The sequence below is a fragment of the Bradyrhizobium sp. P3_C3 genome (genome assembly GCF_056402655.1).
On the sequence record NZ_JBFUGY010000013.1, the window covers coordinates 247,176 to 265,700 of the forward strand.

The window sequence follows — 18,525 nt, forward strand, 5'->3', positions numbered from 1 at the left end:
TTCGCAAGAGTTCTGCCCATCCTACGGGTTCATCTCACGTCCGACCAAAGCAGAGCGGCAGCGTCGATCCGCTGACTTTGAGCGGCAGGGCGGCTAAGGTTTCATCACATCCAGCCGGCACTTGGGAAACGTTGATGGTCATCCTGTATTTCGACGAGGCTGAGGTCGGCAAATTGCGGACAGCGGGCCCGTATCAGGTATCGAGGGACGAAATCATCGAATTTGCCAGGAAGTTCGACCCGCAGCCCTTTCATGTCGATGAGGAAGCTGCCGCGCGCTCGGTCTTTGCGGGGCTGACGGCATCAAGTGCTCACACCTTCGCGATCCTCATTTCGTTGTTGAGCAAGACACAGCCCTTTTCGCTTCGTGTCCTGGCCGGGCTCGGTTTTGATGAACTCAGGTTGCCCGCGCCGGTGCGCCCGGGAGACGAGCTTGGTCTTGAGGTGACGATCCTAGAGAAGCGCGAAACCAAGTCGCATTCCGACAGGGGTGTCGTCCGCAACCAGATTCATCTCCGCAATCAAAAGCGTGAAATCGTGCTGCAATGCATCGGCACAGTCCTCGTCGCGCGCCGGCCGATCGCGAGTTCCTGAGACGTCGAAGCGAAGCCCTACCGCCGCGCCTCTTCCCCCGCAATCCTTGCCAGATAATCCGACTTGCTGAACTGCATGTGATCCACGCACAGCTGCGCCAGCGCCCAGCTGTCGCGGCCCTTCAACAGCTCGATCATCAACTCATGCTGGCGCCGCGATTGCGCAAGTCCCTCGCGGTCGGCGAGGTTCTTGGCGCGCATCGGCAGCGTCAGGCTCATGTAGTCCTGGAGCGAGCGGACGAGATAGGGATTGCCGCAGGCCGAGAACAGCGCGAGGTGAAAGGCGTCGTTGGCCTCGTGAATGCCGCGCAAATCCTGCACATCTGCCTTCGCGCAATATTGCCGTTGCAGCCCGGTCAGCTCGTCGATCAGGGCTTGCTGTGCGGGCAGGGGGATCATCAGCGCGGCCTGCCGGGTCAGCATCTCGCGGACCTCGTAGATCTGCCGGACTTCCTCGGCCGAGTAGAACCGCACGGTGGCGCCGACGTTCTTCTCGCGGCGGACGATGCCGCGGCGTTCGGCATCGACCAGCGCCTGGCGCACGAAGTGCCGGGAGGTGCCGTAGCGCGACATCAGCGCGTCTTCGGTCAGGCGCGCGCCCGGCGGCAGGCGGCCGAAGATGATGTCCTCTTCCAGCCGCGCGACGACATCGTCCGGATCGTCGCGCCGGACCGGCATGGTGTCTGCGGTGCGGATGTCGGACATGCCCTCAGCCTCCGGCTCATGCCGGTCCGCCTTGTGGAGCAGGGAGAACCCAGATTGTCAATAATTTGTGTCGGAAGGCGGTGTCTGGGGCAGAAAGCGCGACGATCTGGCCCAATCTTATTGACAATCAGGGGGCAGGCTGTAGCACAATGGGAAGCGAGAAGGAGCGGTATGATGACGAGTGGTTTGCGCAAAGGGCTGACGAGCTATGGCGATGCCGGCTTCTCGCTGTTCCTGCGCAAGGCGTTCATCAAGGCCATGGGCTATTCCGACGACGCGCTGGAGCGCCCGATCGTCGGCATCACCAACACCTATAGCGACTACAATCCCTGCCACGGCAACGTCCCGCAGATCATCGAGGCCACCAAGCGCGGCGTGATGCTGTCGGGCGCGATGCCGTTCGTGTTTCCGACCATCTCGATCGCCGAGAGCTTTGCGCATCCGACCTCGATGTATCTGCGCAATCTGATGGCGATGGACACCGAGGAGATGATCCGGGCCCAGCCGATGGATTCGGTGATCGTGATCGGCGGCTGCGACAAGACCCTTCCCGCGCAGGTCATGGCCGCGATCAGCGCCGATTTGCCGACCGTGGTCATTCCCGTCGGTCCCATGGTGGTCGGCCATCACAAGGGCGAGGTGTTAGGGGCCTGCACCGACTGCCGCCGGTTGTGGGGCAAGTATCGCGCCGGTGAAATCGACGACGCCGAGATCGAGGCGGTGAACGGGCGCCTCGCGCCATCGGTCGGCACCTGCATGGTGATGGGCACGGCCTCGACCATGGCCTGCATGATTGAAGCCATGGGCCTGTCGTTGCCGATGAGCGCGACGATTCCCGCGCCGCACGCCGAACGCTTTCGCCTGGCCGAAGCGAGCGGCAGGGTTGCCGCCGAGATGGCCAAGACCAAGGGGCCGAAGCCAAGCGAATTGCTGACGCCGGCGTCTTTCAAGAATGCGCAGGTCGTGCTCCAGGCGATCGGCGGCTCGACCAACGGCCTGATCCATTTGACGGCAATGGCGCATCGCTCGCCCCACCGCCTCGATCTCGAAGTGTTCGACCAGATTGGCCGCGAAGTGCCGGTGCTGGTCGACCTCAAGCCGTCGGGCGAACACTACATGGAGCATTTCCACCACGCCGGTGGCGTGCCGAAATTGCTGGCGCAGCTCGGCGATCTCGTCGATCTCGACGCGAAAACCATCAGCGGCCAGACGCTGCGCGATGTCGTCGCGAATGCGGAGGACGTGCCGGGCCAGGATGCGATCCGTCCGCGCGACAATCCGATCAAGAAGGAAGGCGGCCTTGCCGTCCTGCACGGCAATCTCGCCCCGCGCGGTGCCGTCATCAAGCAGTCGGCCGCGAGCCCCAAGCTGTTGCAGCACACCGGGCGTGCGGTGGTGTTCGAATCCGTCGAGGACATGACCTTGCGGGTCGACCATCCCGATCTCGACGTGAACTCCGACGACGTGCTGGTGTTGCGCAACGCCGGCCCCAAGGGCGCGCCCGGCATGCCCGAGGCGGGTTATCTGCCGATCCCGAAGAAGCTCGCGCGCGGCGGCACCAAGGATATGGTGCGCATTTCGGATGCGCGCATGAGCGGCACCGCGTTCGGCACCATCGTGCTTCACATCACGCCGGAATCCGCTGTCGGCGGACCGCTCGCGCTGGTAAAGAACGGCGACATGATCCGGCTGGATGTTGCCAAGCGCAGCATCGAGCTGCTGGTCGATGCCGCCGAGCTGGAGCGTCGGCGCGCCGCATTGAAGCCGGCCGCAGCACCCGATGAGGCGCGGCGCGGCTACGCCTGGCTGTTCAACGAGACCATCATGCAGGCCGACGAGGGCTGCGACTTCGATTTCATGCAGAGGACTGGGAAGCAGACTGAGAAGGGGTGACGAACCACCCGAACGAGCGCTCAGACCGCACAAGCGGCGGGCGATAAAACAGGGGGAAACGATGATTGCACGATCCATGCGTGGGTTGGTGGCCATGGCCGCCGTACTTTTCGTCACCGGGGCCGGGGCACAGGAGGTGAAGCATTATCGCTTTGCCTACGATCAGCCGCGCAACACCGGCTATTCCATCGCGGGCGACCTCTTTGCCGATAAGCTCAAGGAATTGAGCAAGGGCACCATGATCATCGACCAGTATCCGGGCGCGCAACTCGGGCAGGAGCCGCAGGTGCTCCAGCTCGTGAAGGCCGGCGACATCGAATTCGCCATCATCTCCTCGGCCAACACCGCGACGATCTCCCCGCAGGCCGGCGTGATGTCGCTGCACTTCCTGTTCCGCGACGAGAACCACGTGGTCAAGGGGCTGGCCGATCCCCGCGTGTTCGAAGCGCTCAAGACCATGATCGACGAGACCACGCAGGGCCTGCACGTGATTGCGACCGGTTCGCAGGGTGTGCGCCACATGTACTCCAAGAAGGAGATCCACAATGTCGGCGACATCAAGGGGCTGAAGATCCGCGTCCAGGCGACCGCGACCGAGGACATGATGTTCCCGGCCTACGGTGCCCAGACTGTGCACATGCCATTCGGCAGCGTCTACACCAGCTTGCAAACCGGCGTCGTCGACGTCGCCGAGAACAGCATCAACGTCTACCTCGTCAACAAGCACTACGAAGTCGCCCCGGTCCTCAACATCACCGAGCACGAGGCCAACAACGCGCTGGTGTTCGTCTCCGACAAGCTCTGGCAGAGCCTATCGGCGGAGCAGAAGGGGTGGGTGCAGGCGGCGGCCAACGAGGTCAGCACGAAAGAGCCGCAGAAGGCGTTCGACCTCGAGCGCACCGCGGCCGACAAGCTGAAGAAGATGGGCGTGAAGATCGTCGACAACGTCGACAAGAAGAGCTTCACGGTGATCGCCGATCCCTATCTCGACAAGCTCGCCAAGGAGCTCGGCCCGCATGCCGAGAAGATCAAGAATTTGATCCGGTCGGTGAACTAGTTACAGCAAAGTCGTCATGCCCGGGCAGAAGCGCGAAGCGCGCCTTCGCGCCAAATGTCCCGGGCATCCACGTTCTTCCTTCGAGCCCGCACCAAGTGCGTGGATGACCGGGACAAGCCCGGCCATGACGGAAAGCTGCAGCCGGGAGCAACAATGTCCATCGCCGACAAACTGCTGGTGCAACGGCAACGCCACCTGAAATGGCGCTGGCTCGACTGGCTCGAGCTTGCGCTGATGGTCCTCTGCGGCGTGCTCTGCTTCGGCTTCTCGCTGTCGGTCACCGCCGACATCGTCACACGCACCATCGGCCACCCCTGGCTGTGGCTCCAGGAAGTCACCTCGACGCTGTTCATCTATGCGATCTTCGTCGGGACCGCGGTCGCGACCCGGCGCAACGATCACCTCTATCTCACCGCGATCTCCGAAGCGATGCACGGCACGGCGCGGCTGATCGTCGAAGTGATCATTCGTCTCGTCGTGCTCGGCGTCGCCTTCTGCCTGATCTGGTACGGCTATCAGAACTATCTTCGCGGCTTCGGCAGCTTTCGCTTGCCGTCGGGCACTCCGATCGCCTCGCTCTATGCGATCATCCCGCTGTCCGGCGTGCTGATCGGCCTGTTCACCATCGAGCAGCTCGTCAACGGCTTGCGCAACGGCTTTGACCATCACGAGCCGCCCGAAGAGGACGGAGCGCCCGTCATCACGGACGTGCAGATGAGGGCGCAGCTGTGAGCGCACCCGTTGTCCTGGCGTTGATGTCGATCTGCTTCCTGTCGTTCGGCTATCTCGGCGTGCCCGTGCCGTTCTCGCTGATGGCCGGCGTGTTCATTGGTGCGCTCCTCTCCGATGTCTCGCTGGCCGCGATCATCCAGAAGATCTTCGACGGCGTCGATTCCGAAGCGTTGCTGGCGATCCCGTTCTTCCTGCTGGTCGGCGAGCTCATGAGCTCGGCCAACGTGGTGGTACGAATAGCCAACCTGTCAGTATCGCTGGTCGGACACATCAGGGGCGGGCTGTCGCAGGTCGTCGTTGTCTTCAGCATGTTCTTCTCGGAAATGTCGGGCTCGACCACTGCCGACGTCGCCGTGATGAGCCGTGCGCTGGGCGGCCCGATGAAACGCGAGGGCTACGAGCCCGCCTTCATTGCGGCGATCATCGCGTCCGCTTCGACCATCGCCGCACTGGTGCCGCCGAGCATCACGGCGGTGGTCTATGGCGCGGTCGGCAACGTCTCGATCGCCGGCCTGTTCATGGCGGGGGTGGTGCCCGGGCTGATGATCGGCTTCGGGTTGATGATCTATTGCTACTTCTTCGGCCCCTCCGGCCTGCGCAAGCCGCGCGCGCCGCTGCGGCAGGTGGTGTTCGCCGCGGGTGACGCCGCCCTGCCGCTGATGATCCCTGTCATTTTGCTCGGCGGCATCCTCACCGGCTGGTTCACGCCGACGGAAGCCGGCGTCGTTGCGGTGGTCTGGATTGTCGTCATCGTGATCCCCGCGCTGAACCGCGGGCATATCAAAAAGATCCCATACGATTTCTGCCTTGCAGGCCTGATCTTCTCGCTGCCGCTGATCACGATCGGCGCCGCCAATGCCTTCGGCTGGATGCTCGCTTACTTACGCGGTGCGAGTTACATCGCCGACATGATCACCTCGATTGCTGGCAACGATCCGCATCTGATCATGCTGCTGATGGTGCTGCTCTTCACCGTGGTCGGTGACTTCATCGAGCCGGTGCCGACCATCATCATCTTCATGCCGCTGGTCAACGCGCTGACCGAGGCCGGCGACATCAACGCCGTGCACATGGGCGTGGTGCTGATCGCCACGCTCGCCTTTGGCCTGATCACGCCGCCATACGGCCTGGTGCTGCTGATGGCCTCGAAATTCGTCGGCATCAGTTTTGCCAAGGCCTTACGCGCCGCCTTGCCGATCTATGTGGTGTTCCTGGCCACGATCGCGTTCGCGATCTATTTCCCGAGCGTGGTGCTGTGGCTGCCGCAGAAAGTGCTGCCGGAATCGGTCGGCTGCTTCAAGTCGCCGGCGGGGACAGGCTACATCTGCCCTAAGTGACGAGCTGCTCGACGCGCCATTGCTCGCCTTCACGGAGGTAGCGAAACGGCGTGCCGTGGCTGTTCTTGAAATAGCTGCCGGCGAGCGATTTCGCCATTCCCTGCATCACCGCGTCGTGGCAGACGAACAGGAAGTCGTCGTCAGGATGACGGTCGAGCCATGCGGAGACGCAAGCCAGCGACCGTTCGGTCATGGCGTCCCAGTTTTCGCCGTCGGCGGGCAGGATCGAGACGAGGCCCGTCGCCGAATTGACGCCGTGCTTGATCATGAGGTCGCGGACAGGGAGGCCCTCAAAGCTTCCGAAATCGAACTCGATGACGCCGTCATCGATCGAGAGCGGCACCGAGATGGCGTCTGCGATGATCTCGGCCGTTCGGGCCGCGCGCGCCAGCGGGCTCGCGACAATTCGGCTGATGCCGGTACCGCGCAACATGTCCGCGGCCTCGTGCGCCTGCGCAAGGCCGTCCGCGTTCAGCGGGTTGTCGGTTCGTCCCTGAAATAGCCCCTGCCTATTCCAGTCGGTCGCGCCGTGGCGCAGGCCGCAGAACGAGCGCGCCGGTGCCGGCACGCTCACTTGCCCTTGCTCGTGAATTTTTTCACGGCGACGCGGAAATCCTCCGTGTTCATCGCCATGATGATCTTGTGCTCCTCGGCATCGAGCTGCTGCTTCACCGGCGTGGTCGCGGCCTGGTAGACCAGCGACTTGGTGCCGGCGATCGCCGCCGGCGGATTCTGCGCAAGGCGCTCGGCGAGTTTTCGCGTGGCCGCCTTCAACTCTGCGGCGGGGACGACCTTCGCAACCAGGCCCCATTCATAGGCCTGCTGCGCGGTAAAATTGTCCTCCGACAGGAAGATCTGGAGCGCAAGTCGCGATCCGACCGTACCGACGATCCCGACCGTCGAGCCGCCGTCCGGCGACACCCCGATCTTGGCATAGGCCGGCGTGAACTTGGCATCCTCCGCGGCGATGCAGAGATCGGTGACGAAGGCGAGGCCCATGCCGGCGCCGGCCGCCGAGCCGTGCACGCTGGACAGCGAAATCTTCGGCATGCGCCGGATCATCTCGATGAAGGCGTGATAGTGCTTCAGCAGCTCGCCGACGACCGGCGTGACCGTGCCGGTTTCGGCCGCAGCGCCGATCGTCTGCAGATCGCCGCCGGCCGAGAAGGCGCGGCCTTCTCCTTCGAGCACGACGACCCTGATGTCGTCGGCGCCTTCGAGATAGGCCGCGAGCTGTTCGAGCTTCTGTGCGATTGCAAGGTTGACCGAGTTGAACGCGGCGGGGCGGTTGAGCGTGATGGTTGCGATCGGGCCGTCGATCCGCAGCAAGGCGGGATCGTCGGGTTTGGAGACGGGAGCTGGCATCTGGAATATCCCCGGCATGAGGTCGTTGCTGCAACTAAATCGCAGAAGGTCGGGGGTGACAATCCCCGCATGCCGCTCTTGCGCGGGACGGAATGATGGGCTCAAATGGGCCGCCTTCGTTTAGGAACGGACACGAGCGCCGGCTCCTCCTGGGCAAGCCAAGCCAATATCAGCGAGAGAGGAGACGACATGGGTGACGCTCGTGTCTCCGGAAATGGGCTGTTCCAATGACGGGTGGTCCGGTGATCATTGTCGGTGCCGGCCATGGCGGCTACCAGGTCGCGGCATCCCTGCGCCAGGCGGGCTTTTCCGATCGCGTCTGCCTGCTCAACGACGAGGCGCATCTGCCCTATCAGCGGCCGCCGCTGTCCAAGGCCTATATCAAGGGCTCGGCCGGGCCGGAGAGCCTGATGTTCCGGCCGGAGAAATTCTACCAGGATCAGAAGATCGAGCTGATCGCAGGCCGCGCAGTGTCGATCGATCGCGCCGGCCACAAGGTGCATCTCGCATCCGGCGAGACGCTGCCTTACGGCCACCTCGTGCTGGCCACGGGCGCGCGCAACCGGCTGCTTGATTTGCCGAATGCGAATTTGCCCGACGTGAAATATCTGCGCATCCTCGACGACAGCGAGGCGCTGCGACAGATCATGCCGTCGAAGTCGCGTGTCGTGGTGATCGGCGCCGGCTTCATCGGCCTCGAATTCGCGGCCACCGCGCGGATCAAGGGCCTCGAGGTGGACGTGCTCGAACTCGCCCCGCGCGTGATGGCGCGCGCGGTGACGACGGAGGTCTCGGAGTATTTTCAGGCGCGGCATCGCGAGGCCGGCATCCGCATTCACCTCGGTGTGCAGGCAACCTCGATCGAGGCTGAGGGCGGCAAGGTCACCGGCGTTTCCTTGAGCGACGGAAGGCATCTGCCGGCCGACCTCGTCGTGGTCGGTGTCGGCGTGCTGCCGAACATCGAGCTTGCGGCGGAGGCGGGGCTTGCCGTCGCCGCCGGCATCATCGTCGACGAATATCTCTCGACGTCCGATCCTGACATCTCCGCGATCGGCGACTGCGCGCTGTTCGCCAGTCCGCGCTTCGGCGGATCGCAGCGGCTGGAATCGGTGCAGAACGCCACCGATCACGCCCGCTGCCTCGCGGCTCGGCTGACCGGCGACCGCAAGGCCTACGACAGCCATCCCTGGTTCTGGAGCGACCAGGGCGACGACAAGCTCCAGATGGCGGGGCTGACCACCGGCTACGACCGCGTCGTGCTGCGCGGCGATCCCGCGAAGAGAGCGTTCTCGGCGTTCTGCTACAAGGGCGACAGACTGCTCGGCATCGAGTCGGTCAACCGTGCCGGCGACCACATGTTCGGCCGACGCCTGTTCGGACTGGAGCGCTCGATCACGCCGGAGCAGGCCGCGGATGAAGGCTTCGACCTGAAGAGCGCGCTGGCCTGATCTTCCCCCTCGGCCTGCTCTCGGGGCGAGGTGAAGAAAGCGCCGCGCTCTACAAGACCGCGGCGACTTCCGCGGCCGTGGGCATCGAGGGACCTGCGCCCATCCGCTGCACGCTGATCGAGGCGGCCGCGTTGGCGAAGGCGAGCGCTGTACGCAGGGACACGCCCTCCGCCAGCTGCGCTGCAAGTGCGCCGACGAAGCAATCGCCGGCGCCCGTGGTGTCGACCGCCTTCACCGCGCGGCCGGACACCGCGAATTCCTCGCGGCCGGCGAGCGCGAGCACGCCCCGCTTGCCGAGCGTCACGCAGATGGTCTGGTCCTCGCGCGCCTGAAGTTGCCGCGCGACGTCGATGATTGTTGCGGCCTCGTCGCCATCGGAGAGCTCCACGCCTGCGAGGAAGCCGAGCTCGGTCTCGTTCAGCACGAGGATGTCGACGAGCGCCAGCAGCTCGGCGGACATCTTTTGCGCCGGTGCCGGGTTGAGCAGCGTCGTGGCGCCGGTGCTGCGGGCGCGCTGGAAGAAGGCGGCAATCGTCGGCAGCGGAATCTCGAACTGGCTGACGGCCACATCGCCCTTCGCCAGCGGAACGTCCGCGACATCGTCGGCGCCGACCAGCGCATTGCTGCCGGGGATGACGACGATGGTGTTGTCGGAGGCTGCCACCGTGATGATCGCGGTGCCGCTATGCGTGTCGGCGTCCCGAACAGAGCCGAGCTCGATGCCCTGCGCACCGAGGAACGTCCGCAACTCAGCGCCAAATGAATCCTTGCCAAGCCGGCCGATCAGCGTGGTCTTCGTACCGAGCCGTGACGCCGCGACGGCCTGGTTCGCGCCCTTTCCGCCGGGAAAATACAGCACCTGCCGGCCGGCGACGGTCTCGCCGACTTTTGGGTGGCGATCGGCGGTCGCCACCACATCCATGTTGATGCTGCCGGCGATAAAGACGCGCCCCATGATATGCCCTTACAAAACCCTAGACCCTGACTTCAAACTCGTGCCTGACTTTGGCGATGTCCACAAGGGTCGGCAGCCCGGCCTCGTTGCCGAGGCGCTGGATCTTGAAGGTCGAGGCGGCGCGGGCAAAATCAAAATGCTCGCGCCAGCTTTTGCCGGGGTGGGCGAGGTAGGAATAGACATAGGCGCCGTGGAAGACGTCGCCGGCGCCATTGGTGTCGATCACGCGCTCGCGCGGGATCGGCATCGCCGGCATGACCTCGACCGCACCCGTCTCATTGTACCAGAGCAGGCCCTTCTCACCCATGGTGACGCCGCCGATCTTGCAGCCGCGGCTCTTGAGGTAGTCGAGCATCTTCTCGGGCGTCAGGTCCATCTGCTCACACAGGCGTTCGGCGACGATGGCGACGTCGATGAATGCGAGCAGCTCATGCGTGTTGGTGCGCAGGCCGCCGCCGTCGAGCGAGGTCAGGATTCCGGCCTCGCGGCAGACCTTTGCATAGTGGATCGCGGCATCGGGCTGATGGCCGTCGATGTGCAGGGCGCGGCAGCCGCCGAGATTGAGCATCGGGAACGGATGGATGTGCTCGTCGTCGCGGCAGCGGACGATGGCGCGCTTACCGTCCTTGGGCATGATGAAGGACAGCGAGGACTGGTTCACTTTCCGCCCGTGCAGCGAGATCGCGTATTTCGCGCACATGTCCTGGAACATCCGCCCCAGCCAGTCGTTGGCCGCCGTGGCGATGAGGTCGGGCACGATGCCGAGCTTGGCGCAGCAGAACGCCGCCGTGACCGCGTTGCCGCCGAAGGAGACCGCGTAGTCCGTTGCCACGTGCTTTTCGTCGCCGGTCGGCATGTGGTCGGTGATGAAGACGACGTCGATATAGGTCTGACCGATAAAGAGAGCCTGCATTGGTTGTCCGTGATGCGCTGGGTGGTCCCGGCCGGCGGGCTTACTCTAACACCGGTTCCGCTCTGGGGACGCTGAAATTATTCGCAAATCTGCCGCCCGAGCGCTTGAGGTCGGCATGTGGCCGGAATACGACCATCACCGGTCCATGCCAAGCCCGGACAAACGCCGTCCTTCGGAACATGGTTCCAGGTCGATCAAGGGGGGAATGATGATCACCGGCCTCGATCACGTCGTTGCCCTGGTGAGGGATATCGGTGCGGCCAAGGCGGCGTATCAGACGCTGCTCGGGCGCGCGCCGGCCTGGCAGAATTCCGGCGAGGGCGCCGACCGCGTGCTGTTCACGCTTGCGAACATGACGATCGAGCTGATTGCGCCGAGCGGCTTTAACGTCGCGGCGGACCGGATCCGCGCGCTGCTCGACGACCGCGAGGGCGTGCTCGCCAGCCTGTGCTTTCGTGTCGCAGACATGAGCAAGATGCACCGGCGGCTGGAGCGGGTGGCTTTGAGGCCTGATCCGGTCGCCGAGGTCGAAAGCAGCGACGTCGCGAGCGGCGCGGTCCTGCACTGGAAACGCACGCGTGCCGCAACCGAATTGACGCGCGGCGTGCGCATGTTCTTCCTCGAGCTCGCCGAGGAGCGGCCGCTGTCGACTGCGACCGACATCGCGCCGATCGATGGACTCGACCACGTCGTGGTCACCACCGAGGATTCCGATCGCGCCGCCGCGCTCTATGGCGCGCGGCTCGGCCTTGATCTCGCACTGGACCGCTCGCACCAGGATTGGGGCCAGCTGATGTTCTTCCGCTGCGGCGACCTCATCGTCGAAGTGGTGCGCCGCCCCGTGGCGGGTGGGGATTCCCTGCATGACCGTCTCTGGGGCCTGAGCTGGCGGGTCGCCGACATCGACGCCACCCGCGCCCGCCTGATCTCCGCCGGCCTCGACGTCACCGAGGTGCGCAACGGCCGCAAGCCGGGTACGCGGATCATGACGGTGCGGAACGGCACCTGCGGGATCCAGACGGTGCTGCTGGAGCGCTCGCCGAAGCCGGCGGATTGAAGGGGCGGCCTCCCCGTTCGTCATTGCGAGGAGCTCTTGCGACGAAGCAATCCAGGCTGTCTCCGCGGTGGCAGTCTGGATTGCTTCGCTGCGCTCGCAATGACGAAACTATGCGGCGGGCCTCGCGCATGATAAATGCGATCTGGACGATCACCCAGCGGGCACCCGGTTTGGCGAAAGCAACGGCAAAGCGAACTCTGAAATGGCAGCGCGACCCCGAGGGGATGCGGCTGCGCATTCTCGAAGCCGCCAAGCAGGAATTCTCCACCCACGGGCTCGCGGGCGCGCGTGTCGACCGCATCGCGGCCAAGGCCGGCGCCAACAAGCGCATGCTCTATTATCACGTCGGCAACAAGGACGAGCTCTATCTCGCGGTGCTCGAAGGCGCTTATGACAAGATCCGCAGCGAGGAGCGGGGGCTGGATCTCGAGCATCTCGATCCGCCCGAAGCGATCCGGCGCCTGATCGAGTTCACCTGGAGCTACTTCCTGCGCAACCCGGAATTCCTGTCGTTGCTCCAGACCGAGAACCTCGCGCGCGCAAAGCACCTCAAGCGCTCGACCAAGGTCAAGTCGATGCACTCGCCCTTCGTCGAGATGATCCGCACCGTGGTGCTGCGTGGCGTCGACAGCGGCGATTTCCAGGTCGCAGTCGATCCGGTGCAGCTCTATATCTCGATCGCGGGGCTCTGCTTCTTCTATCTCTCCAATTCGGCCACGTTGAGCGTGATCTTCGGCCGCGATCTGCTGGCCAAGGACGCCAAGGACGAGCGGCTTTCGCACATGGTCGGCCTCGTGCTGGCCGCGCTGACGGGGCGATCGACCGCGCTGTTCGAGATCGCCAAGGCGCCGAAGTCGCGCAGCGCGGTGGCGCAGACGGTTTAGCGGCCCAGTCCGCGCGTTGGTGGACCAATCGTCCGTCGTTTCCTCAATCTCCGCCGTCATTGCCCGCGAAGGCGGGCAATCCAGTATTCCAGAGACGGTTGAGATTGAACCGAGAAGCCGCGGCGTACTGGATTCCCCGCCTTCGCGGGGAATGACACCGAGGGTGAGGCGGTCTCGTGCCCCGGACGTAGCGCAGCAGCGCGTCCGGGACACGACAGGAGGCCAGGAATCGGCACAAAACGTCACAGGGAAAGCTCTGGACAGTATTTATCCAACGAGTTAATTTCTCCCCCGAACGAAGAAGAATGCCGGGAGTGAGACGTGGCTGAGTTGAAGCCGCAAAGTGCGGTATCCAAGATGCTGAATGCGGCCTGGGTCCGGCCGTTTTTGTTCCTGGTCTTCATCGTCGTGGCCTGGGACCWCGCAATCCGGCTGTTCAAAATTCCCGCCTATCAGATCCCGGCGCCGGCCGACGTCGTCGCGGTGCTGCGCACCGAATGGCCGGAACTGCTGCGCCAGTCCTGGCCGACCACCTATGCCACCGTCTGCGGCTTCCTGCTGTCGGCGCTGTTCGGCATCCCCGTCGCGATGCTGATCGCGGGCTCGAAGACAGTGGAGAGCTATGTCTATCCGCTGCTGGTGTTCTCGCAATCCGTGCCGAAGATCGCGATCGCGCCGCTGTTCGTGGTGTGGTTTGGCTTCGGCATCATTCCAAAAGTGATTTCGGCGTTCCTGCTCGGCTTTTTCCCGGTGGTGGTCTCGGCTGTGCAGGGCTTCAAGTCGGTCGACCCTGACATGGTCGATCTCGCGCGCGCCATGCAGGGCAGCCGGTTCCGGGTTTTCCTCGCGGTGAATCTGCCGCATGCGCTGCCGGCGATCTTCTCCGGCCTCAAAGTGTCGGTGACGCTTGCCGTAGTCGGCGCCGTAGTCGGCGAGTTCGTCGGCTCCAATTCCGGCATCGGCTACGTGATGCAGCGCTCGATCGGCACGTTCGATCTGCCGACGATGTTCGCGGCGCTGGTGATCCTGGCGCTGCTCGGGGTGATCCTGTTCTGGATCGTGGACCGGATCGAGAAGCTGGTCATTCCCTGGCATGTCAGCCAGCGCGAAGACGTGATTTTCGCCTCGTAACAAAAACTATGGCAACGAACGGCCATCAACGGCCGACGCAACAAGGGCAAGGGAGAGAAACGATGAAGCGGTGGATAGGAGCTGTCTCGGCTGCGCTGATGGTGTTTGCGGCGCTGCCCGCACAGGCAGCCGACAAGGTCGTGCTGATGCTGAACTGGTACGTCTATGGCGAGCACGCGCCGTTCTATTACGGCAAGGCCAAGGGCATCTATGCGGCCGAGGGCATTGACCTCGAAATTCAGGAAGGCCGCGGTTCGGCTGCGACCACGCAGGCCGTCGCCGCCAAGACCGCCGATTTCGGCTACGTCGACGTTCCCACCATGATGCGCGCCGCGATCAAGGGCGCCCCCGTGGTTGCGACTGGCGTCCTGCTGCAGACCAGCCCGATGTCCGCCATGGGCTTCGCCGACAAGAACATCAAGAAACCGGAAGACATCAAGGGCAAGACGGTCGCGATCACGCCGGCCGACTCCATGACCCAGATCTGGCCGCTGTTCCTGAAGAAGACCGGCCTGAAGGAGAGCGATTTCCAGACGGTCGCCGGCGACGGCCAGACCAAGCTCAATGCCGTCATCAACGGCCAGGCTGATCTCCTGCTCGGCTACGTCATGGATCAATCGATGAAGATCAAGGACGCCACCGGCAAGGATGTCTATCCGATCAAGTTCGCAGACTACGGCATCAACATGGTTTCCTCGGGCATCATCGCCAACTCCGACTATGTGAAGGTCAATGCCGATCTCGTCCGCCGCTTCATGTCGGCGACGACCAAGGCGGTCGAGGCCGCCGAGAAAGAGCCGAAGGCTGCGGCGCAGTCGATCCTCGATGCCAACCCCAAGGGCGGCAAGATCGACACGCTGACGCAGGGATTTGAGCTGACCATTCCGCTCTACCGGACCGCTGAGACCAAGAGCAAGCGGCCGTTCCAGGTCACCGACCAGAACATGACGGACTCCGTCAATCTGATGGTCGAATATGGCGGACTGGATGCCAAGGCCAAGGCGAACCCGAAGGCCTTCTACACCAACGATTATCTGCCGAAGAGCGGATCGTGAAGCAAGCCGCAGTCGTGAGCGAAACCGTGCAGCAGGCCGCGCATCTGAGACTGGTGAGCGACCGGGCTGCAGGCGATGCGTCGGGCATCAAGCTGTCCGGCGTGTCGAAGACCTACCGGACGCGCGACGGCGACGTGCCGTCGCTGCGTCCGCTCGATTTCCACATCAACGACGGCGAGTTCTTCGTCGTGGTCGGCCCAAGCGGCTGCGGCAAGTCCACGCTGCTCAAGCTGATCTCGGGGTTGCTGCCGCCGACATCAGGCGAGGTCCTGGTCGAGGGTGAGAAGGTGACGAAGCCGCACGGCAATGTCGGCATCGTCTTCCAGAACGCGCTGCTGCTGCCCTGGCGCAACATCCTCGCGAACGTGATGCTGCCGATCGACATGAAGCGGCTGCCGCGACAACAATATCTCGATCGCGCCAAGGCGCTCTTGAGGTTGGTCGGCCTCGAAGGTTTCGAGAAGAAGCTGCCCTGGCAGCTCTCGGGCGGCATGCAGCAGCGCGCCTCGATCTGCCGTGCGCTGGTGCACGATCCCAAGATCATGCTGATGGACGAGCCGTTCGGCGCACTCGACGCGTTGACGCGCGAGCGCATGAATGTCGAGCTGATGCGGATCCAGCGCGAGACGAAGAAGACGGTGCTCCTGATCACGCATTCGATTCCGGAGGCCGTGTTCCTCGCCGACCGCGTGCTGGTCATGACCGAGCGGCCCGGTGCGATCGCTGCGATCTACGACGTGCCGCTGCCGCGCCCGCGCTCGCTCGATGTAATGGCCGATCCTGTCTTCACCGAGCTCGTGCAACGCATCCGCAAGCATTTTTTCTCGCAAGGTTCGCTGGATTAAAGTCATGGCGCCGCGCCTGAAGTTGCGAGATATCGCGTTCTTTGAACGTCCCGTGCATTTCGCGCGGCCGTTCCGCTTTGGCGCGATCACCATCAACGCGACGCCGCAGCTGTTCGTGCGGGTCGAGATCGAGGTCGAGGGCAGGGGAAATGCGGTCGGTGCCAGCGCCGAGCTGCTGGTGCCAAAATGGTTTGACAAGCGGCCGGAGCTATCGCCGGCGCAGACGGTCGACGGCCTGCGGCGCTCGCTGGAGATTGCGCGGGGCCTTTATCTTGCGCGGACTGGATTCTTGACGGCGTTCGATCTGCATGCCTCGTGCATCGGTGCGCAGGTCGCGACTTGTGCGAAAAAGAATATTCCGGCGCTTGCGGCGGCCTATGGCCCGGCAGAGATCGACAAGGCGATCCTCGACGCACTGCTGCGTGCCATGGAGACCAGCTTCTTCGACGGGATGGCCGGCAACGTCGCGGGCATCGATGCGCGACTTTCTCCTGACCTGAAGGAAACGGATATCGCGCAGTTTCTTGCGGGCCGAAAGCCGCTGCCGCGCGTTGCCATCAGGCACACCGTGGGCCTCGACGATACCGTCGAAGGTGAGGGCGGTGTTGCCGATGCACGCGAGAACGCCGGTGCCAATTACTTCAAGCTGAAGCTGTCAGGGGATTTCGCGGCTGATGCAGCCCGGTTGACGCGTATTGGCAAGGAGCTCGATACGCTGGGGCGTGACTACAAGGTGACGCTTGACGCCAACGAACAGTATGCCGATCTCACCGCACTGCATGCGCTGACCGACCGGCTCGACCACGATGCAGCGCTGCGGTCGATCGCGTCACGGCTGCTCTATGTCGAACAGCCGATGCCGCGAGACATCACCCGGCAATGCCCGCTCGGCTCGCTCGCCGCGCACGGCTTCATCATCGACGAGGCTGACGATTCCTACGATGCCTTCCCGGCGGCGCGTGCGCTCGGCTATTGCGGCATTTCCTCGAAGTCCTGCAAGGGCCTCTACAAGTCCATCGTCAACGCGACGCGCGCGGCGAAATGGAGCGCGGGCGGTGCGCGGTTCTTCGTGACCGGCGAGGACCTGACCTGCCAGGCGGGCCTTGCCGTTCAGCAGGATCTCGCGCTCGGTGCCTTCATCGGCGTGACCCATGCCGAACGTAACGGCCATCACTATGTCGACGGCTTCGGCGATACGCCCGCCGCTGAAGCTGCGGCCTTCGCCGCCGCGCATCCCGATCTCTACGCCGATGCCGGGCAGGGCATCCGCCTCTCCATTCAAAACGGCGATCTCCTGACGGGATCGCTTCATGCAACGGGCTTTGCGACGTCGGTCCATCCGGACTGGTCGGCGCTCCGCCCGCTCGAACAGCCAAAATCACCTTGGGAGTAATTGGCATGACCACCCAACGCCTCGGCCTCATCATGAACGGCGTTACCGGCCGCATGGGTCTCAACCAGCATCTGATCCGCTCGATCGTCGCGATTCGCGAGCAGGGCGGCGTCCGGCTGAAGAACGGCGACCGCGTGATGCCCGATCCGATCCTGGTCGGCCGCAGCGCCGACAAGGTCGAAGCCCTCGCCAAGCGCTACAACATCACGCGCTGGACCACCGATCTCGATGCTGCGCTCGCCGACAAGAACGACACCATGTTCTTCGACGCCGCGACCACGCAGGCGCGGCCCGGTCTTCTGACCCAGGCCATCAACGCCGGCAAGCACGTCTATTGCGAGAAGCCGATCGCGACGAATTTCGAGGAGGCGCTCGAGGTCGTCAAGCTCGCCAATGCCAAGGGCGTCAAACACGGCACGGTGCAGGACAAGCTGTTCCTGCCCGGCCTGAAGAAGATCGCCTTCCTGCGCGATTCCGGCTTCTTCGGCCGCATCCTCTCGGTGCGCGGCGAATTCGGCTATTGGGTGTTCGAAGGCGGCTGGCAGGAGGCGCAGCGGCCGTCCTGGAACTATCGCGACGAGGACGGCGGCGGCATCATCCTCGACATGGTCTGCCACTGGCGCTACGTGCTCGACAACCTGTTCGGCAACGTCCAGAGCGTGGTCTGCATCGGCAACACGGATATCCCCGAGCGTTTTGACGAGCAGGGCAAGAAGTACAAGGCGACCGCGGATGATTCCGCCTACGCGACCTTCCAGCTCGAGGGTGGCGTCATCGCCCACATCAACATGTCCTGGGTGACGCGCGTCTATCGCGACGATCTCGTCACCTTCCAGGTCGACGGCACACACGGCTCGGCGGTCGCGGGCCTATCAGATTGCATGATCCAGGCGCGGCAGGCAACGCCCCGGCCGGTGTGGAATCCCGACGAGAAGCGGCTGCACGACTTCTACGGCGACTGGCAGAAGCTGCCTGACAACGTCACCTACGACAACGGCTTCAAGGAGCAGTGGGAGATGTTCATCCGGCACGTCTACGAGGACGCGCCCTACAAGTTCACGCTGCTCGAAGGCGTCAAGGGCGTGCAGCTCGCCGAATGCGCGCTGAAGAGCTGGAAGGAGCGGCGCTGGATCGACGTCGCCCCGATCAAGGCCTGAGGAGGG

Annotated in this window: 18 protein-coding genes; 13 read left to right on the forward strand and 5 right to left on the reverse strand. The window is 63.9% G+C overall.

The window, feature by feature from the left end:
* Positions 1-134: 134 nt before the first annotated feature.
* A complete protein-coding gene (locus AC1DW2_RS17395) occupies positions 135-593 on the forward strand; it encodes a MaoC/PaaZ C-terminal domain-containing protein (protein ID WP_477006717.1) in 459 nt (152 codons plus the stop codon).
* Positions 594-610: 17 nt separating this feature from the next.
* On the opposite strand, the gene AC1DW2_RS17400 is transcribed toward AC1DW2_RS17395, so the two are convergent.
* Complete coding sequence (locus AC1DW2_RS17400) at positions 611-1,297, reverse strand: GntR family transcriptional regulator (RefSeq protein ID WP_477006718.1); 687 nt, start codon at positions 1,295-1,297, stop codon at positions 611-613.
* A gap of 174 nt (positions 1,298-1,471) precedes the next feature.
* Here AC1DW2_RS17400 and AC1DW2_RS17405 point away from each other — a divergent pair, with 174 nt between their 5' ends.
* The 4 genes from AC1DW2_RS17405 (at position 1,472) to AC1DW2_RS17420 (ending at position 6,316) form a co-directional block, all read left to right on the forward strand.
* On the forward strand, positions 1,472-3,190 hold the full coding sequence (locus tag AC1DW2_RS17405) for an IlvD/Edd family dehydratase (RefSeq protein WP_477006719.1): 1,719 nt from the start codon (positions 1,472-1,474) through the stop codon (positions 3,188-3,190).
* Positions 3,191-3,251: 61 nt separating this feature from the next.
* Positions 3,252-4,247, forward strand: a complete 996-nt coding sequence (locus AC1DW2_RS17410) for a TRAP transporter substrate-binding protein (RefSeq protein ID WP_063984777.1) — start codon at positions 3,252-3,254, stop codon at positions 4,245-4,247.
* A 153-nt stretch (positions 4,248-4,400) separates the two neighbouring features.
* Entirely contained in the window at positions 4,401-4,979 is a 579-nt protein-coding gene (locus AC1DW2_RS17415; RefSeq protein WP_477006720.1) for a TRAP transporter small permease, read from the forward strand.
* Positions 4,976-6,316 carry a TRAP transporter large permease gene (locus AC1DW2_RS17420; protein WP_477006721.1) on the forward strand — a complete coding sequence of 447 codons (1,341 nt, stop codon included), beginning with the start codon at positions 4,976-4,978 and terminating at the stop codon, positions 6,314-6,316. The genes AC1DW2_RS17415 and AC1DW2_RS17420 overlap by 4 nt, the downstream gene beginning before the upstream one ends.
* Here AC1DW2_RS17420 and AC1DW2_RS17425 read toward each other — a convergent pair.
* Together AC1DW2_RS17425 and AC1DW2_RS17430 are read right to left on the reverse strand one after the other, a co-directional pair.
* On the reverse strand, positions 6,309-6,890 hold the full coding sequence (locus AC1DW2_RS17425; protein ID WP_477006722.1) for a histidine phosphatase family protein: 582 nt from the start codon (positions 6,888-6,890) through the stop codon (positions 6,309-6,311). The genes AC1DW2_RS17420 and AC1DW2_RS17425 overlap by 8 nt on opposite strands.
* Positions 6,887-7,681 (reverse strand): enoyl-CoA hydratase/isomerase family protein, encoded by a 795-nt coding sequence (locus AC1DW2_RS17430; protein WP_477006723.1) that lies wholly within the window; start codon positions 7,679-7,681, stop codon positions 6,887-6,889. Before AC1DW2_RS17430 ends, AC1DW2_RS17425 begins: the two co-directional genes overlap by 4 nt.
* A gap of 227 nt (positions 7,682-7,908) precedes the next feature.
* Between AC1DW2_RS17430 and AC1DW2_RS17435 the strand changes: the two genes are divergently transcribed.
* Entirely contained in the window at positions 7,909-9,129 is a 1,221-nt protein-coding gene (locus AC1DW2_RS17435) for an NAD(P)/FAD-dependent oxidoreductase (protein ID WP_477006724.1), read from the forward strand.
* Between the two features lie 49 nt (positions 9,130-9,178).
* Here AC1DW2_RS17435 and AC1DW2_RS17440 read toward each other — a convergent pair whose 3' ends face one another.
* Together AC1DW2_RS17440 and AC1DW2_RS17445 are read right to left on the reverse strand one after the other, a co-directional pair.
* A complete protein-coding gene (locus AC1DW2_RS17440; protein WP_477006725.1) occupies positions 9,179-10,084 on the reverse strand; it encodes a ribokinase in 906 nt (301 codons plus the stop codon).
* Positions 10,085-10,103: 19 nt separating this feature from the next.
* Complete coding sequence (locus AC1DW2_RS17445) at positions 10,104-10,997, reverse strand: sugar kinase (protein WP_014496984.1); 894 nt, start codon at positions 10,995-10,997, stop codon at positions 10,104-10,106.
* A gap of 208 nt (positions 10,998-11,205) precedes the next feature.
* On the opposite strand from AC1DW2_RS17445, the gene AC1DW2_RS17450 reads away from it, so the two are divergent.
* The 7 genes from AC1DW2_RS17450 to AC1DW2_RS17480 all read left to right on the forward strand — a co-directional run bounded on the left by AC1DW2_RS17450 (position 11,206) and on the right by AC1DW2_RS17480 (position 18,519).
* The gene (locus AC1DW2_RS17450) at positions 11,206-12,054 is read left to right on the forward strand and encodes a VOC family protein (protein WP_477006788.1); all 849 of its coding nucleotides are present in this window, start codon (positions 11,206-11,208) and stop codon (positions 12,052-12,054) included.
* Between the two features lie 128 nt (positions 12,055-12,182).
* On the forward strand, positions 12,183-12,938 hold the full coding sequence (locus AC1DW2_RS17455; protein WP_477006726.1) for a TetR/AcrR family transcriptional regulator: 756 nt from the start codon (positions 12,183-12,185) through the stop codon (positions 12,936-12,938).
* A gap of 321 nt (positions 12,939-13,259) precedes the next feature.
* Positions 13,260-14,069: an ABC transporter permease gene (locus tag AC1DW2_RS17460; RefSeq protein WP_477006727.1), complete on the forward strand. Its 810-nt coding sequence runs from the start codon at positions 13,260-13,262 to the stop codon at positions 14,067-14,069.
* Between the two features lie 62 nt (positions 14,070-14,131).
* Positions 14,132-15,124 carry an ABC transporter substrate-binding protein gene (locus tag AC1DW2_RS17465; RefSeq protein WP_477006728.1) on the forward strand — a complete coding sequence of 331 codons (993 nt, stop codon included), beginning with the start codon at positions 14,132-14,134 and terminating at the stop codon, positions 15,122-15,124.
* A complete protein-coding gene (locus tag AC1DW2_RS17470; RefSeq protein ID WP_477006729.1) occupies positions 15,121-15,969 on the forward strand; it encodes an ABC transporter ATP-binding protein in 849 nt (282 codons plus the stop codon). Before AC1DW2_RS17465 ends, AC1DW2_RS17470 begins: the two co-directional genes overlap by 4 nt.
* Positions 15,970-15,973: 4 nt before the next feature.
* Positions 15,974-17,362, forward strand: a complete 1,389-nt coding sequence (locus tag AC1DW2_RS17475) for a hypothetical protein (protein ID WP_477006730.1) — start codon at positions 15,974-15,976, stop codon at positions 17,360-17,362.
* A gap of 5 nt (positions 17,363-17,367) precedes the next feature.
* Positions 17,368-18,519, forward strand: coding sequence for a Gfo/Idh/MocA family protein (locus AC1DW2_RS17480; protein WP_354238218.1), 1,152 nt, complete (start codon positions 17,368-17,370; stop codon positions 18,517-18,519).
* Positions 18,520-18,525 lie beyond the last annotated feature (6 nt).

Coding starts and splice junctions, on each gene's coding strand:
- AC1DW2_RS17440 (WP_477006725.1), bottom strand. CDS start 10,084: ATGGGGCGCGTCTTTATCGCCGGCAGCATCAACATGGATGTGGTGGCG.
- AC1DW2_RS17465 (WP_477006728.1), top strand. CDS start 14,132: ATGAAGCGGTGGATAGGAGCTGTCTCGGCTGCGCTGATGGTGTTTGCG.
- AC1DW2_RS17435 (WP_477006724.1), top strand. CDS start 7,909: ATGACGGGTGGTCCGGTGATCATTGTCGGTGCCGGCCATGGCGGCTAC.
- AC1DW2_RS17410 (WP_063984777.1), top strand. CDS start 3,252: ATGATTGCACGATCCATGCGTGGGTTGGTGGCCATGGCCGCCGTACTT.
- AC1DW2_RS17405 (WP_477006719.1), top strand. CDS start 1,472: ATGACGAGTGGTTTGCGCAAAGGGCTGACGAGCTATGGCGATGCCGGC.
- AC1DW2_RS17430 (WP_477006723.1), bottom strand. CDS start 7,681: ATGCCAGCTCCCGTCTCCAAACCCGACGATCCCGCCTTGCTGCGGATC.
- AC1DW2_RS17445 (WP_014496984.1), bottom strand. CDS start 10,997: ATGCAGGCTCTCTTTATCGGTCAGACCTATATCGACGTCGTCTTCATC.
- AC1DW2_RS17415 (WP_477006720.1), top strand. CDS start 4,401: ATGTCCATCGCCGACAAACTGCTGGTGCAACGGCAACGCCACCTGAAA.
- AC1DW2_RS17455 (WP_477006726.1), top strand. CDS start 12,183: ATGATAAATGCGATCTGGACGATCACCCAGCGGGCACCCGGTTTGGCG.
- AC1DW2_RS17450 (WP_477006788.1), top strand. CDS start 11,206: ATGATCACCGGCCTCGATCACGTCGTTGCCCTGGTGAGGGATATCGGT.
- AC1DW2_RS17475 (WP_477006730.1), top strand. CDS start 15,974: ATGGCGCCGCGCCTGAAGTTGCGAGATATCGCGTTCTTTGAACGTCCC.
- AC1DW2_RS17395 (WP_477006717.1), top strand. CDS start 135: ATGGTCATCCTGTATTTCGACGAGGCTGAGGTCGGCAAATTGCGGACA.
- AC1DW2_RS17400 (WP_477006718.1), bottom strand. CDS start 1,297: ATGTCCGACATCCGCACCGCAGACACCATGCCGGTCCGGCGCGACGAT.
- AC1DW2_RS17480 (WP_354238218.1), top strand. CDS start 17,368: ATGACCACCCAACGCCTCGGCCTCATCATGAACGGCGTTACCGGCCGC.